General features: G+C 63.7%; 19 protein-coding genes. 4 read left to right on the top strand and 15 right to left on the bottom strand.

Going from position 1 to position 14,891, the window contains the following annotated elements; genetic code table 11:
* Positions 1 to 13 precede the first annotated feature (13 nt).
* Positions 14 to 436, top strand: a complete 423-nt coding sequence (locus AC07FD_RS38285; RefSeq protein WP_478354022.1) for a lysozyme inhibitor LprI family protein — start codon at positions 14 to 16, stop codon at positions 434 to 436.
* 15 nt (positions 437 to 451) lie between these two features.
* On the opposite strand, the gene AC07FD_RS38280 is transcribed toward AC07FD_RS38285, so the two are convergent.
* The 14 genes from AC07FD_RS38280 to AC07FD_RS38215 all read right to left on the bottom strand — a co-directional run bounded on the left by AC07FD_RS38280 (position 452) and on the right by AC07FD_RS38215 (position 11,739).
* Positions 452 to 1,528 (bottom strand): 5-(carboxyamino)imidazole ribonucleotide synthase, encoded by a 1,077-nt coding sequence (locus AC07FD_RS38280; protein WP_478354021.1) that lies wholly within the window; start codon positions 1,526 to 1,528, stop codon positions 452 to 454.
* Positions 1,525 to 2,022 (bottom strand): 5-(carboxyamino)imidazole ribonucleotide mutase, encoded by a 498-nt coding sequence (gene purE / locus AC07FD_RS38275; protein ID WP_478354020.1) that lies wholly within the window; start codon positions 2,020 to 2,022, stop codon positions 1,525 to 1,527. The genes AC07FD_RS38280 and purE overlap by 4 nt, the downstream gene beginning before the upstream one ends.
* Positions 2,023 to 2,138: 116 nt before the next feature.
* The gene (locus tag AC07FD_RS38270) at positions 2,139 to 3,032 is read right to left on the bottom strand and encodes a ribokinase (protein WP_478354019.1); all 894 of its coding nucleotides are present in this window, start codon (positions 3,030 to 3,032) and stop codon (positions 2,139 to 2,141) included.
* Entirely contained in the window at positions 3,029 to 3,904 is an 876-nt protein-coding gene (locus AC07FD_RS38265; protein WP_478354018.1) for a MurR/RpiR family transcriptional regulator, read from the bottom strand. The genes AC07FD_RS38270 and AC07FD_RS38265 overlap by 4 nt, the downstream gene beginning before the upstream one ends.
* Before the next feature lie 13 nt (positions 3,905 to 3,917).
* Positions 3,918 to 4,907, bottom strand: a complete 990-nt coding sequence (locus AC07FD_RS38260) for a sugar phosphate isomerase/epimerase family protein (RefSeq protein WP_478354017.1) — start codon at positions 4,905 to 4,907, stop codon at positions 3,918 to 3,920.
* 197 nt (positions 4,908 to 5,104) lie between these two features.
* Positions 5,105 to 6,016 carry an anti-sigma factor family protein gene (locus AC07FD_RS38255; RefSeq protein ID WP_478354016.1) on the bottom strand — a complete coding sequence of 304 codons (912 nt, stop codon included), beginning with the start codon at positions 6,014 to 6,016 and terminating at the stop codon, positions 5,105 to 5,107.
* Positions 6,013 to 6,552, bottom strand: coding sequence for a sigma-70 family RNA polymerase sigma factor (locus tag AC07FD_RS38250; protein WP_478354015.1), 540 nt, complete (start codon positions 6,550 to 6,552; stop codon positions 6,013 to 6,015). Before AC07FD_RS38250 ends, AC07FD_RS38255 begins: the two co-directional genes overlap by 4 nt.
* Before the next feature lie 46 nt (positions 6,553 to 6,598).
* Positions 6,599 to 6,799: a plastocyanin/azurin family copper-binding protein gene (locus AC07FD_RS38245; RefSeq protein WP_095089408.1), complete on the bottom strand. Its 201-nt coding sequence runs from the start codon at positions 6,797 to 6,799 to the stop codon at positions 6,599 to 6,601.
* A 149-nt stretch (positions 6,800 to 6,948) separates the two neighbouring features.
* Positions 6,949 to 8,154, bottom strand: a complete 1,206-nt coding sequence (locus AC07FD_RS38240; RefSeq protein ID WP_478354014.1) for an aminotransferase class V-fold PLP-dependent enzyme — start codon at positions 8,152 to 8,154, stop codon at positions 6,949 to 6,951.
* 23 nt (positions 8,155 to 8,177) lie between these two features.
* On the bottom strand, positions 8,178 to 8,639 hold the full coding sequence (locus AC07FD_RS38235; RefSeq protein WP_478354013.1) for a RidA family protein: 462 nt from the start codon (positions 8,637 to 8,639) through the stop codon (positions 8,178 to 8,180).
* Between the two features lie 35 nt (positions 8,640 to 8,674).
* Positions 8,675 to 9,469, bottom strand: coding sequence for an amino acid ABC transporter ATP-binding protein (locus AC07FD_RS38230; protein WP_478354012.1), 795 nt, complete (start codon positions 9,467 to 9,469; stop codon positions 8,675 to 8,677).
* A 2-nt stretch (positions 9,470 to 9,471) separates the two neighbouring features.
* Positions 9,472 to 10,122 carry an amino acid ABC transporter permease gene (locus AC07FD_RS38225; RefSeq protein ID WP_478354011.1) on the bottom strand — a complete coding sequence of 217 codons (651 nt, stop codon included), beginning with the start codon at positions 10,120 to 10,122 and terminating at the stop codon, positions 9,472 to 9,474.
* Position 10,123: 1 nt separating this feature from the next.
* On the bottom strand, positions 10,124 to 10,789 hold the full coding sequence (locus tag AC07FD_RS38220) for an amino acid ABC transporter permease (RefSeq protein ID WP_184875710.1): 666 nt from the start codon (positions 10,787 to 10,789) through the stop codon (positions 10,124 to 10,126).
* 77 nt (positions 10,790 to 10,866) lie between these two features.
* The gene (locus tag AC07FD_RS38215; protein WP_095089400.1) at positions 10,867 to 11,739 is read right to left on the bottom strand and encodes a transporter substrate-binding domain-containing protein; all 873 of its coding nucleotides are present in this window, start codon (positions 11,737 to 11,739) and stop codon (positions 10,867 to 10,869) included.
* Positions 11,740 to 11,869: 130 nt separating this feature from the next.
* Here AC07FD_RS38215 and AC07FD_RS38210 point away from each other — a divergent pair, with 130 nt between their 5' ends.
* Positions 11,870 to 12,658, top strand: a complete 789-nt coding sequence (locus AC07FD_RS38210; RefSeq protein WP_478354010.1) for an IclR family transcriptional regulator — start codon at positions 11,870 to 11,872, stop codon at positions 12,656 to 12,658.
* A 35-nt stretch (positions 12,659 to 12,693) separates the two neighbouring features.
* Here AC07FD_RS38210 and AC07FD_RS38205 read toward each other — a convergent pair whose 3' ends face one another.
* Positions 12,694 to 12,897, bottom strand: a complete 204-nt coding sequence (locus tag AC07FD_RS38205; protein WP_095089397.1) for a YdcH family protein — start codon at positions 12,895 to 12,897, stop codon at positions 12,694 to 12,696.
* Between the two features lie 241 nt (positions 12,898 to 13,138).
* Between AC07FD_RS38205 and AC07FD_RS38200 the strand changes: the two genes are divergently transcribed.
* Both AC07FD_RS38200 and ispG read left to right on the top strand, forming a co-directional pair.
* Positions 13,139 to 13,318 carry a YdcH family protein gene (locus tag AC07FD_RS38200; protein WP_027023510.1) on the top strand — a complete coding sequence of 60 codons (180 nt, stop codon included), beginning with the start codon at positions 13,139 to 13,141 and terminating at the stop codon, positions 13,316 to 13,318.
* 320 nt (positions 13,319 to 13,638) lie between these two features.
* Positions 13,639 to 14,889 (top strand): flavodoxin-dependent (E)-4-hydroxy-3-methylbut-2-enyl-diphosphate synthase, encoded by a 1,251-nt coding sequence (gene ispG / locus AC07FD_RS38195; RefSeq protein ID WP_478354009.1) that lies wholly within the window; start codon positions 13,639 to 13,641, stop codon positions 14,887 to 14,889.
* Positions 14,890 to 14,891 lie beyond the last annotated feature (2 nt).

Below are 14,891 nucleotides of genomic sequence, written 5' to 3'. Positions count from 1 at the left end.
TTTGGGGATGAATATGCGCCGGATTTTCCTGTCCGCCTGCCTTGTCTTGCTGGCGGGAGCTTCGGCTGCCCGGGCGCAGGAATGCGACCGCAGCGACGACAGCCAGCAGATGATGAACATCTGTGCCGGGGTGGACTACCAGGCAGCCGACGCCAGGCTGAACAAGGCCTACCAGGACCTCATCAGCTCGGACGATGCCGACAGCAAGAAGTTGCTGCAGGCGGCGCAACGCGCCTGGATCGCCTTCCGCGACGCCGAATGCGCGCACTCCACCGCGGCCAGCGCGGGCGGCTCGATCCACCCGATGGAAGTTTCGCAATGTCTGACCAGGCTGACCAATGACCGCACCAAGCAGCTCGCTGCCGCGGCCAATTGCGAGGAGGGTGACGCGAGTTGCGCCAGTCCTGACGAGGACGAGAGCGGTGACGTACAATAACGCGGGTTTGTGAAGTCAGGCGCGAAGGCTGACCCGGGTGAAATGGCCTATCTTGCGGCCGGGCCGGGCCTCGGCCTTGCCATAGAGATGCAGCATCAGATCGGGCTCGGCGAGCAATTCGGCGACGCGCAGCACATCGTCACCGATCAGGTTTTCCATCACGCAGCCAAAATGGCGTTTCGGGTCTCCCAGCGGCAAGCCGGCGACGGCGCGGATGTGCTGCTCAAACTGCGAGACGATGCAGGCAGCTTCCGTCCAATGGCCGGAATTGTGCACCCGCGGAGCGATCTCGTTGGCCAGCAGCGAACCGTCGGGCAGCACGAAGAACTCGACGCCGATGACGCCGACATAGTCGAGCGCCGACAATATCTTCGATGCTGCCGCCTGTGCCGCGGCGGCTGTCTCGGGCCTAATGGCGGCCGGCAAGGTCGATGTGTGGAGTATGCCTTTGCGGTGGACATTTTCGGCCGGATCGTAGGCGGCGACGGCGCCGTCCAGCCCTCGCGCCGCGATCACCGAAATCTCGCGCTCGAACGGCACGAAGCTCTCCAGGATCAGCGGTACATTGCCCATCGCCTCGCAAGTACCGGCGAAACCGCCAGCCTCCATGTTGCGGAAGACGCGCTGGCCCTTGCCGTCGTAGCCCATGCGGCGTGTCTTCAATATGCCACTGCCGCCGAATGCTTTCAGCGCCGCCGTCAGCTCGTCGTCATTGTCGACGGGGCGGAAATCCGCCGTGGCAATGCCGATGCCATTGAGGAACGTCTTCTCGCTTATCCGGTCTTGCGCCACATCAAGCGCGCGCGCCGGCGGATAGACCGGAACCTTGGTGGCCAGTGCGCTCGCAGCCGCAACCGGCACGTTCTCGAACTCGTAGGTGATGACGGAGCTTGCCGCAGCCAGCTCGGCAAGAGCGGCCGGGTCGTCATAGGCAGCCGTTATCTGCCGGTTGGCGACCTGTGCTGCCGGGCAATCCGCTTGCGGCTCCAGCACCACCGTGCGGTAGCCAAGGCGAGCGGCCGCCATCGCCAGCATGCGGCCGAGTTGGCCGCCGCCAATGATGCCGATGGTCGATCCGGCGGGCAGTCTCACGCTGCATCCGTCGGTTCGACCGCGACCTTGGCGGTCTGCGAGGCGCGCCAGGCATCCAGCCGCGTCGCAAGCTTGTCGTCGTAAAGCGCGAGCACGGCGGCAGCCAGAAGTGCAGCGTTGGTCGCACCGGCCTTGCCGATGGCCAGCGTTCCGACGGGAATGCCGGCCGGCATCTGGACGATGGAGAGCAGCGAATCCTGCCCCGAGAGCGCCTTCGATTCCACCGGCACGCCGAACACCGGCAGCGGCGTCATCGCAGCGGTCATGCCGGGCAGGTGCGCCGCACCGCCGGCGCCGGCGATGATCACCTTGTAACCGGCAGCCTTGGCGCCCTTGGCGAAATCATAGAGACGGTCGGGTGTGCGATGCGCGGAGACGATCAACCGCTTGTGCGGGATGCCGAGCGCCTCCAGCGTTTCAGCCGCATGGCGCATGGTTGCCCAGTCGGACTGGCTGCCCATGATGATGGCGACATCGGCGCGTTGATGATCCAAGTCCGTGCTCCCCGGCGACAAAGGCGCGCCTTAGCGGAATTCGGGCGAAGCCGCAAGGATAGGCGGCCGCCGCTGACGTTTGGCAAGACGGAAAGTGGTCCTCCGGAGTCCAGACGTCAGATGCTGCCGCGCTCGGCCTCGGTTGTCGAAACCAGCAAGGCCGAAGCGGCGGTGGCCGCGGTGACGGCGGCCCGCATGGCCTCTCCACGGGCAAGTGCGGCGGCCAGCGCACCAACGAATTCATCGCCCGCGCCATGCGTGTTGATGACCTTGACCGGGATGGCCGGCAACGCGAAGGCGGCACCGGTCCGGTCGCAACAAGCGACGCCCTCGCCGCCCGCCGTCACAATTGCGGTTGGGCAGAGTTCGACCAGAAGTCGCGCCGCTTGCGCGGCACCTTCCAGTGTTTCGACCACCGCCAGGCCGGTCAGGAATTCCGCCTCGATGGCGTTGACCACCAGGATGTCGACGAGCGCGATCAGTTCGCTGGAGAGTTTGCGCGCGGGGGCGGCATTGAGCAGGACGCGGCAGCCATGTCTCTTCACCGCGCGTGCGGCGGCAATGTTGGCGGCTTCCGGTATCTCGTTCTGCAAAAGCAGCACGGACGTTTGTGCCACTACCTCGGAGGCAGCCGCGATGTCCCTGTCGCCGAGCGTGAGATTGCTGCCCGAAACGATCACCGCGCCATAGTCACCGCTTCCGTCGAAGATCGCCACGCTTATGCCGGAGCCGGCGCCCGGCGCCACCCGAACGAAGCGACGGTCGACGCCGGCACGATCGAGATTGGACAGCAGCGCGGTGCCGAAATCATCGTCGCCGACGGCGCCGATCATCGCCACGCGCATACCGGCCCTTGCCACCGAAACCGCTTGGTTGCCGCCCTTGCCGCCGCATTTCGGGTGCCAGGCATGGCCGGTCACCGTTTCGCCCTTGCGAGGGCGGTCGGGGGCGCCGACCATGATGTCATAGTGCAGGCTGCCGAACACGGTCACCAGCGGCGTTGTCCTCATGAGCCCCGGTCTTTTCTTTTCGATGCCACCGCCGACATGGTGCGGCCGAGATTGCGTTCCGCCGCCTGGTAGTCGCGCTGCGCCACCGCCACGAACAACGCGTCGAGGATGTTGAGCTGGGCAATGCGGGCCGCCGCGTTCTCCCCCATCAGCGGCGAGCCCTGCGCGGTGGAGCACAGCACGACGTCGGCGACCTCGGCCAACCGCGAATTGTTGTAGTTGGTGATGGCGAGCGTGCTTGCGCCGTTCCTGCGGGCAAGCTGGATGGCGTCGATGACAGCCGAAGTATTGCCAGAGTGCGAGAAGCCGACGGCGATGTCGTCTGAGCCGAGCAGCGAGGCCGACATCAGCATCATGTGCGAGTCATCAAAGACATTCGTGCGGATGCCGATGCGCAGGAATTTGTGCGAGACGTCGCGCGCGATCTGCGCCGAACCGCCGACGCCGTAGAAGTCACGATTTCCGGCGCGGTAGAGCAGATCGGCAGCGCGGTCGAAATCCTCGATGTCGAGGATGGCCAGCGTCTCCTCCAGCGCTTGGATGGAGGTGCGGAACACCTTCTGCACGATCTCGGCCGAACTGTCGTCCGAAGACAGTTCCTGGTGCATCTCTGCGGTCGGCAGCCGGCTGTATTCATAGACGGCGGTGCGGAAGTCGCGATAGCCGGAGAAGCCGAGCTTCTTGGTGATCTTGACGACCATAGCTTCCGACACGCCGGATTCCTCGGCGATGCGCTTCAGCGGAATGCTCTCGTCGAAGCCGCGTCGGCCAAAGACCGTTTCCACCACCTTCGCCTCCAGCGGTGTGAGATGTGGCATCATCATGCGGATGCGCGGTCCCACCGCTTTCAGGTCCAGCCCGCTCAAGGTCATCCACGCCCCCTCGTCATACGTCAGGCCCGAGCACGATTTCCTGGATGATGGCCTGCGACGCCACCGCGTCCTGGCGCTCGATGGCGGCGGACAGCCGGTTGTCCTGGTCGATCCGGTCGACGACCCGCAGCATGCGTTTGACGGTGGCAATATTGACCTCGCACTCATGCACCGGATCGAGACCCGTCATGTCGGGGAAGGTGTCGAAATAGATAGCGCCGGCGTAGCCGCCCCTGCGGATCTGCCGGAGCAGTTCGATGGTCTGCAGCGTATGCACGGCGCCGACCATCAGGCCGTCGTCGCGTTTGGCGTAGCCGTCATTGAGATGCACGCCAAGCAGCTTGCTGTGGCGCGCCACCATGGCGGCGGCGAAGGCCGGCTGCTCGTCGGCGTAGAGCACATGGGCGAAATCGAGCGTAACGCCGAGATTGGGCAGTCCGACATCGCGGATTGCCAGCAAGGTCGTCGCCGCATCCGGCATCAGGCTGTAGGAGCGCGGCTCGTTTGGCTTGTACTCCAGGCTGATCTGGCAGCCGGGGTCATGCGCTGCTACTTCACGAATTCCGTCAATTTCGTGTTGCCAGAGTGTCGCATAGTCGGCCTGGAAGGCGTAATCGAAGCCATCCTGTCCGAGCCACAGCGTCATCAGGCTGGCGCCGGCCTCGCGCGCGGCGTCGATGCCGGCCTTGGTCAGGTCGATGGCGTCGCGGCGCACTGCCGGATCCGGATTGGTGAAGGCGCCGAGCTTGAAGGCCGAGTTGGAGTAGTAGCGCATGGCAAAGCCATTAATGGAAAGGCCAAGGTTGCCCAAGTTTCGCGCGATTTCAGCCGGCCTTTCGCTGACATGGTCGGGGAAATTCAAATCGAGGTCGGTCAACCCGGCAACCTTCGCGGCGCGCGCGGCCATCTGCATCAGCGACGGTTTGCCGGTGAGGTGAGTCCATTCGGCCTGTGGCCGTGAGGCAAAGGAATTCAGGCGCGTGGCGAAACGATTGGCTGTCATGATCGACCCTTCAACACTCGTAACTTCACATAGGTAAAGATATTTGTAAAGTTATTGGTGCGAAAACGGTCAGGCCGCAATCCCGGCCCGGCCGAGGCGCACAAGCGCGCGCCGGTAAGCGGCGATTTCTTGACTGGCGCCGTGGGTTGGAGAACCTGTCAGGGCGGCGGCGGGATCAGTGACGAGGCTGGACCTCCTCACACCGCCGCCTTGCGGAAGCGGGCGACGAAGTCGTCGAGTTCGGGGCGCTCCATGTCGGAGATCGCCCAGTAGGAGAACGCGCCGTCGCTCCAGTGCACCAGCGAGAAGCCGCCTGACGAGAGATCGTCAGGTGCTGTGGTGCCGCCGCCCTGCTGCGGTTCGGCGACCAGCGTGATCAGATGCTCGCGGTGGCGGTAGACCAGCGCCGGTACCGGCCGGTCGGCGATCACCTCGACTCGGCCGCCGATCAATGCGTAGCCATCCTGGGCGAGGTCCGGCGCCGGCGGCGACACGCCGATCCGAGCATCTAGCCACGGCTTCACCGTGTGGCGGTCGGACGAGACGATGTCGATCGGACTCGCCGCAAGCAGGCTGCGGCGATGGCCGCTGGCGACCGCCGCGGCAAAGCTGTCGGACGCGCTGTTGACCATCACCCATTGTGTCGCGCCGCTTGCCAGCACGGCGCTGATCATGATCGACGCTGCCATGGCACGCCAGTCGAACGAGCCGAAGCGGCGTGCCCTAGGCAGGACCCGCGGCTGCGACGGGCGTGTCTCGGCGTTTCGCCTCTGGCCTCCGCCGGTCGGGATAATCAACCCCGGTTGCGCCGGCGGCGCGCCCTGCTGCGGCTCCGCCGGCTCGTCTTGCGTCTGTTGTGCCATGGCTGCAACGCCGATCGCCGCGATGCGGGCCTGAAAGGCATCGCTGACATCGGGGCGCGGCAAGCGGTTCACCGCCGCATGCAAGGCGACGATGCGAGCGTGTTCGGCGGCAAGCTGCGGGTCGGCGGCGATGCGCCGCTCCACCGCCAGCGCCGCGGCCGCGTCGAGCTCGCCATCAATGAGGGCATGGATCATCAGCCTGATACCTTCGGGATCGTTGGGCAGTCCGTCGTCATGGTTGGTCATGGCGCTCTCCCCAGTTCAGACACAAGCAGGCCGCGGGCACGGGCCAGCCGCGACATGACGGTGCCCATCGGCACGCTGAGCATCGCCGCTATCTCGCGGTAGCTGAGGCCGTTGATATCGCGCAGCACCAGCGTCTCGCGAAACGGCTGCGGCAGGGCCGCGATCGCCGCCTCTAGCGCCGCCGTATCGGCCCTGGCGATCAGGCTCGCTTCCGGACCGTCTTCGTCCGGCAGGCTGGTGCCGTGCGCCGCTGCCATCTCGTCGAGATCGCCGAGGTCACCGACGGCCAGCATGCCGCGCGGCCGGTTACGCGACATCCAGGTGTAGGCGGCGTTGCGCACGATGGTCAGCAGCCACGCGCGTGCATTGCCGCCGGCATAACCGGCAATGCCGGCATGTGCCTTCACGCAGGCCTCCTGCACAACATCCTCGGCATCGGCGGCATTGCCGGTCAACCAGCGGGCGAGCGCAAGCGCATCGCCGAGATGGGGCAGCACCACCTCACCGAAGCGCTCGGCCAGGGCCTTCTCGCTCAACACCGCAGCATGATCCGGCACTCCGGGCAGGTTCTGCCATGCGCCCTCAAGGCGCGACGGTGATCTTGCCCTGCATGTGCGGGTGGAGCCCGCAGAAATAGGCAAAGTCGCCTGCTTTGGTGAAGGTGAATTCATATGTGTCACCGGTGTCAAGCGCCTTGGGGGAGGGACTGACGACGATCATGCACTCCGGCGCGAGACGACAGCTGGTGCCATGGTCGCTGTCATCCTCGCAATGATGGGGCATGTCAGACTCCTCAACGCCTGCAATGGCGTATGTCGAGGAGACTTGTTCCAGTGACGGTTTATTCCCGCCGGGTGCAAATGCGGCCGTTCACAGTCGCGTGATCAGCCGGTCGTAGCCGCTGCATTTTTGGATGTATGTCGGTTTGGCGCTCAATCCGGCCAGCGCAATGAGCCGGAGGAATCCTTGCGGGCTGGCTTCATGGCGTCGACGGGCCGGTCGGCCGCGGTCAATACGGCTCGCAGCCTTTCGGCTACGATCTCCGCTTCGCCGGGGTGCAGATTGCACGGGTCGAGGAAGAAATGGCCGCGCTCCACCTCGTGGTTGCGCACGATGATTGGCGGCGTGCCCGCGGCCAGGGCAGAGGCGAGGCCGGCGGCGGTGAACCGGCTCTCGGGCGACACGAAGATCTGCAGCCGGTCGAGCGGATTGGCGGTCGGATCAGGGATGATCTGTGCGACGATGCCGGGCTGTCCCTGCAACGTGTCCTTCCATAGGTTGAGGGCTGCTTCCTCGCGCCGACGGATGCCGGCATGGTCACGCTTTTCCCAGGCTTCCAGTGCCGCCATGGTACCGGCGATGCTCTCCTTGCCGACCTTCATGGCGCGTGCGACGCCGCGGTTCTGCAGATAGGCGGCGCGCACAAGATCCTTGCGCCCGGTGACGATACCGCTGGTCGGTCCGCTGAGGAATTTGTGTCCGCTGTAGATGACGATGTCGGCGCCGCGCTCCAGGAAGCCGCGCAGGTCATACTCGGAAGCGGCGTCGACAATCACCGGGACGCCCTTGGCGTGGCAGATTTCGCAGAATTCTTCCAGCGATAGCATGCCGTACTGCACGGTGTGGTGCGCAACGACATAGAGGCCCGCCGCCGTGCGGTCGCGGATCGCATCGCGCACATGATAGTCCTGGGTCACAGAGACCGTGCCGGCGGGAATGGTCCTTGCTCCGGCCAGCCGGATCGACTGGTCGATCGGCGCGCCGTAATTGACGATGTGACCGAGCTGGACGATGACTTCAGACTTGAGTCCCTCTGTGTCGTCCGGCAGGCGCTCGACGGCGAGCAGGTTGGTTCCGGTCATTGCGCCGGCGATCGCCATGGTGATGCCGCTGGCGCAGCAAGCGGTGATGAAACCGGCCTCGCCGCCGGTGAGGCGTGCAACGACCGTGCTTGCGGCGCGCTGCAGATCGTCCATCTCCACCCATTGCGAAGCCATTTCAGCCATGGCGCTGATCGCTTCGGGGACGATGATCGATGCGCCGAGCGCGGTCATCGTGCCGGAGACATTGATGATCGGGCGAAGGCCGAGCCGTTCGCGGATTGTGGTGTTGGAGCCGTCGGCGGAATAGGTGTTCATCTCTCGGATTCCATTTCTAAAAGTCAGGCTGCGATCTCGACGACCGCTTCGATTTCGACGGTGATATTTCCGGGCAAGGAGCCGACCCCGATCGCCGAGCGGGCATGACCGCCAATATTGTCAAAGACATCGGCGAACAGGTCGGAACAGCCGTTGACCACCTTTGGGTGATCGCTGAAGGTCGGTATCGCGTTGACGAAGCCGAGCAGCTTGACGATGCGCACGATGCGACCGAGGTCGCCGGAGGCTGCGTGCATGACGGCGAGCAGATTGAGGCCAGTGAGGCGGGCATGCTGATAGGCCTCCTCGACAGTGACATCGTCTCCCACCTTGCCGGTGAACAGCGTGCCGTCAGCCCGCAGTGGTCCCTGACCGGACAGGAAAATCAACCGCCCACTTTCGGCGTGGGTGACGAAGTTGGCGATCGGGGTCGGCGGCTCGGGCAGCGTCAAGCCGAGTTCGGCGAGCCGGATGTAGGGCGTCATCAAATGCTCCTTGCGACAGCTTGCGCTGTCCGGTGTCAGAAATGCGAGGCGCGGAAGCGCGCCAGGAAAGTGCGGAGGCGCTCGTTGGTGGTCTCCGCCGCGAGAATCTCCTTCGGTGGGCCGACGGCGCTGACGCCGCCATCGGCCATGAAGACGATGCGGCTCGAAGCATCGCGCGCGAAGGCCATCTCATGTGTCACCATCAGCATTGTCATGCCGTCCTCGGCGAGGCTGCGCACGACGGCCAACACTTCGCCGACGAGTTCGGGATCGAGCGCCGAGGTGATCTCGTCAAGCAGCAGGATCTTCGGCTCCATAGCCACGGCGCGCGCAATGCCGACGCGCTGCTGTTGGCCGCCCGACAATTCGGCGGGGAGGCTGTCCGCCTTGTGGGCAAGGCCGACGCGGCCGAGCCAATGTGCGGCAATCGAGCGCGCCTCGGCTTCGCTTTTTCCACGCACCTTGCGCAGCCCGAGCATGATGTTGCCGGCCGCCGTCAGGTGCGGAAACAGGTTGAAGCTCTGGAACACCATCCCGGTTTCGGCGCGCATCGCGGCGAGATCGCGTTCGCTGCGGCGCTGACGGGTTCCCGGGTCGCGAAAGCCGACCTCCTTGCCGTCGATGCGGATCGAGCCGCTGTCGTAGCTTTCCAGGAAGTTGACGCAACGCAGCAGCGTGGTCTTGCCGCTGCCCGAGGGGCCTATGACCGTCACCACCTCGCCGCGCGTCACCTCCAAGCTGACCGAACGCAGGACCTGGACGGCGCCAAAGGATTTGGAGACGTCGCGGACGTCGAGAAGGGCCGGGGTGTCGTTCGAACTTGTGGACATTGCTATTCCCGGATGAAGGAGAAACGCCGCTCGAGCCGCCGGCTGGCGAGCGAAAGGGCATAGTTGACCGCGAAGTAGATGAGCGCACCGAGAATGTAGAGCGGCATGGCCTCGTAGGTGCGGCCGATGACCTGGTTGATGGCCTGCATCAGGTCGGTGATGCCGAGCAGCGACACCAGTGCGCTACCCTTGACCGCATCGGTGACGCCGTTGATCCAGGGTGGCAGGAAGCGCCTGAACGCCTGCGGGAAGATGACGTAGGCCAAGCGCTGGCGAAAGGTCAGCCCGATCGCCATCGCCGCTTCCGACTGCCCTTTCGGGATCGAGCCGACCGCACCCCTAAGATACTCGATGACCTGCGCCGTCTTGAACAAAGTGAGAGCAAGCACGGCGGCCCAGAACGACGGCAGATGAAGCCCGATCGCGGGCACGCCGTAGTAGACGAAGAACATCAGCACCAGGATCGGAATGCCGCGGATCGTGTCGCTGAAGATGCGCACCGCCCAGCGCAGCGGCGCGGGACCATAAACCAGGCCGACGCCAAGCAGGACGCCGGCGATGAGCGACAGGACCACGACCAGCAGCGACACCCACAAGGTCAAGGCAAAGCCTTGGGCGAGGAACGGCAAGGCATAGGCGATCTGGGTGAGCATGTCAGCGCGCCGCCCTGAATCTGCGCTCGACGAGCCGCAACCCGAAAAGCAGCGCATAGCCGGTCAAGAGATACATCGCCGTCGTGACCAGGTAGACCTCGACGATGCGGAAGGTGTTGAAATTGATCCACTGGGCGCCGTAGGTGAGCTCCGGTACCGAAATGACCGAGGCGATCGAGGTGTCCTTGAACAGCGAGATGAAGGTGTTGGACAGCGCCGGCAAGGTGATGCGCAGCATTGTCGGCAGGCGCACATGGATCAGTCGCTGCCACGGCGTCAGGCCAATCGCCTTGCCGGCATCGAGTTGGCCGCGCGGGACGGCTTCGAGCCCGGAGCGGAACACCTCGACCAGATAGGCCCCGCTATAGACCGACAGCGTCAGGATGAACGAGGTCGGGGCGCTGTAGGCGAGATCGACCACCGTCGGTAGGCCGTAGAACACCAGATAGACGAGCAGGATCAGCGGCACGTTGCGGATGAATTCGACGTAGGCGGCGATAATGGTGCGCACCACGCGCCCGGCCGACACGTACCAGACCGCCAGAACCAGGCCGATGACGATGCCGATTGCGATCGAGATCACGGCCAGTTCGAGGCTGAGCAGCAGGCCGCCCCACAGTTTGTCGAAATGCCGCCAGATCAGGTTGAAATTCAGGGCATAGCCCATGCGTCAGCCTCAGTGCGAAGGGCCGTCGAGGAGAAGCTGGCGGAAGGGCGCTGAATGCTGCCCTTCCGCCAACTGGATCAGATGACCGGAAAACCAGGATGGCGGGCCGGCGGCTCCTGTCCGAAGTAATCCTTGAATGCAGCGTCGTAGAGCGCTGTTTCGTGACCGAACATGGCGATGGTGAAGGTCTGATTGACGAAGGTCAGCCAGTCGAGATCACCTTGCCGGAGCGCCGCACCGTACAGCATCGAGAACCAGCTCTTGCCTGCGTCGAAGTATTTGTCCGGATTGCGCGAGGCAAGCCAACGCACGGTCGAAAGATCGACCGCGGCAGCGTCGACACGCTTGGCTTCCAGTGCTTGCAACACGTTGGCCTGGGTGTCGATCTGCATCACCTGCGACTGCGGCAGAGCTATGTGCACCGATGCTTCGGCATCGACGTTCTGCAAGATCGAGACGCGTGTCGCCGAACCAGCGGCAAGCAATTTGTCGAAGGTCTTGTTCTCGGCGGTCGGAAGGGTCAGCAGCGCGACGCCTTCGACGTAGTAAGGCCGGGAAAAGTTGATGAGCTGCGAGCGCTGGGCGCTCATCGTCATGAACTGGATGGTGATGTCGACCTTGTTGGTGGTGACGTTCGGAATGCGCTGCGCCGGATCCTGCATGACGAACTCGACCTTGGTCGGATCGTCGAAAAGGCCCTTGGCAAGGATACGTCCCATGGTGATGTCCATGCCGACCAGTTCGCCGGCATCGTTCTCGAAGTGCCAGGGCGCATTGGTGCTGCCAGTGCCGACAATCAGCTTGCCGCGGTCGAGCACGGTGCGCAGCAGGCTGTCGGATGCTGCCTGAGCGGCAGCCTTCTGGGCATCGACGGTTGCAAGCACGCCAGCCGTGGCCAGTCCCGCCATTCCAAATTTCAGAAAATCACGTCTTCCGGATGTGTCGTTCACGGCGACCTCCTTTCGTGTTGTGTTCCCCTATGCACAGGAAATTCACGCATCGTCGATTTTCAGAGCGATTGTCTCTTACAAGAGACGTATGTATCCTGTACAAGACAGATACTAGCATCAGGAATCGACAATGCAAGACGGCAATGCCCCAGCAGTTTCAGCCGACGAGAAGATTTCGGGCTCCCGCGAAAAAGGCCTCAACCGGGTCCTCGAGATCCTGGAATTTCTGCACACGACGCAGCGCGCGATCGGCATTGGCGATCTTGCCAAGGGGGTGAACGCACCCCGCTCGACGACCTACACGCTTGTGCGGTCGCTGGTGGATGCCGGCCTGCTGGAAATGGCCGGCGACGGCAATCGCGTCTATTTCGGCAAGAAGCTCTATCTCTACGGAATGGATTATGTGCGCGGCAACGACCTCTTGAGGCGCGGGCGTCAGGAGGTCGACAATCTATCGCGCGAAACGGGCGAGACCTCGGAACTGTGTATGCTGCAGAGCGGCCGCTATACGATCGTCCATTCAAGCCCGGGCACCAGGCCATTCCGCATCAGCTCCGCCACAGGCCTGCAGATACCGCTGCCTTGGACCGCTTCGGGACGGCTGCTGCTGGCGGGCTTCCAACAGGCCCAGATCGAAGACATGGTGTCCGAAGACGATCTCGTCCTGCCGGACGGTCGCAGATTGCTTCTCAGCGACTTCATCGCCGATATAGCGAAGGCCGAAGCCACGGGCTATTGCGTCACCTCGGGCCTTGTCGATGCCTATACGAAATGCCTCGCCGCGCCCGTCTTTTCAGGACCTGGCAAGGTCGAGGCGACGATGTGCCTGGTGGTTCCCATCGACACGTCCGAGGAACGGACCGGCAGTCTCATCGGTCTGCTGCGCGACCGCGCCGCCAGGCATTCGATCGCCGGATAGGCGCAAGCGATCAGGATCGACCCCGGCTCGCCGTCTCACGCAATGATGTCGGGGATGATCTTGTCTTCTAGCGCCATCAGCCGGTCCTTGAGGAACAGCTTCTTCTTTTTCATGCGCTGGATCTGCAGCGGGTCGCAGTTCGTGGCGATCATTGCGTTGATCGCCGCATCGAAATCGGCGTGTTCCTGCTTCAGCCGGGAAAATTCGAGGCGAATATCGGCCTGTTCCTGATCGGACATTCTCTACCGTCTGCACGTCTGCGGTGCCCAAAAACTGGGCCTCATTGGGCGGGACCGGCAACTTCTGCCGCTGGCGCGCAGCCCATATCACATTTCACATTGTCGTGGAATGCTACCACGGATCATTCGACATCGCGGCCGGATGGTGGCACAGTGTCATTGTGCCGTCACTGAAGCGAACCTGCGGTGGACGCGCCGTGACGGTTGCAATCGAGGAAAACCATGAAAGGGAGAACCAATCATGTCTCTTGCTTCCCATCTTGATGAGTTGCAGCGGAAACACGGCGACATCGAGCGCGAGATCGATGACGCGATGAACCATCCGTCGGTGGACGACCTCGAAATCGTGAATCTGAAGCGACGCAAGCTGGCACTCAAGGACGAGATTGAAAAACTGAGAGCACAACCGACCACGCATTGATGCCCTCCTGATATAGACGATCACGATCCACGGCCTTTTTGCCGGCGGCAGGTGTCGCCGGTGTGGTGGATTTTGACTTCCAGCGCGGCGATCGCTCAGGCTGGACTTCCGTTCAGGTCAATTGTCGCTTCGGCCGTCGCCGGATGGATCGATTGTTTTTGATCCCGGCGGCGGGCCAATTGCGACCAGTGGCGACCTGTCGCCATTGACAAGCCATCTTTGCTCCTCCACCTCATGCCCGGACTTTAGCGCATCGGCCCGGGGCGTTTGTATGCGTCCGAGTGGACGCATGACGCTCCAGAGACAAAAGGCTGCCGGGCATGACCGGATATTTTTCCTCTCCCTTCCCCCGCCGCACCTCGGTCGGCGTCGATGTCGGCGGCGTGGTCGTCGGCGGCGGCGCCCCGGTTGTCGTGCAGTCGATGACCAACACCGATACGGCCGATGTCGACCAGACGGTTGCGCAAGTTGCGGCGCTGCACCGCGCCGGCTCCGAGATCGTGCGCATCACCGTCGATCGCGACGAGAGCGCTGCGGCCGTGCCGCGCATCCACGAAAGGCTGGCGCGGCTCGGCGTCGACGTTCCGCTGGTCGGCGATTTCCACTATATCGGCCACAAGCTTTTGGCCGACCATCCGGCCTGCGCAGAGGCGCTGGCCAAATACCGCATCAATCCGGGCAATGTCGGCTTCAAGGACAAGAAGGATCGGCAGTTCGCGGCGATCGTCGAGATGGCGATCAAATATGACAAGCCGGTGCGCATCGGCGTCAACTGGGGTTCGCTCGACCAGGAGCTCTTGACCCGGCTGATGGACGACAACCAGGCCAAGGGCTTTCCGCTGACGGCGCAGGAAGTGACGCGCGAGGCGATCGTGCAGTCGGCGATCCTGTCGGCCGAAATGGCGGAAGAGATCGGCCTTGGCCGTGAAAAAATCATCCTGTCGGCCAAGGTCAGCGGCGTGCAGGACCTGATCGCCGTCTATACCGAACTCGCGACCCGCTCCAACCACGCGCTGCATCTTGGCCTGACCGAGGCCGGCATGGGTTCGAAAGGCATCGTGGCCTCGTCCGCCGCGATGGGCATCCTGCTCCAGCAAGGCATCGGCGATACCATTCGCATCTCGCTGACGCCGGAGCCGAACGGCGACCGCACGCGTGAGGTGCAGGTGTCGCAGGAACTGCTGCAGACCATGGGGTTCAGGCAGTTCGTGCCGATCGTCGCTGCTTGCCCCGGCTGCGGCCGCACCACCTCCACGGTGTTCCAGGAACTGGCCCAGAACATCCAGGCTGATCTGCGGAAAAACATGCCGGTGTGGCGCGAAAAATATCCCGGCGTCGAGAACCTCAAGGTCGCGGTGATGGGCTGCATCGTCAACGGCCCCGGCGAGTCCAAGCATGCCGACATCGGTATTTCTTTGCCCGGCACCGGCGAGACGCCAACGGCGCCGGTCTTCGTCGATGGCAAGAAGGCAGCGACGCTGCGCGGGCCATCGATCGCGGCGGATTTCGAGAAGATGGTCACCGACTATATCGAGCAACGGTTTGGTCGCGGCAAAGCCGCGGCCGAGTAAAC

It is taken from the genome of Mesorhizobium waitakense (assembly GCF_056431085.1).
This window is presented reverse-complemented; position numbering and strand designations above follow the sequence as displayed.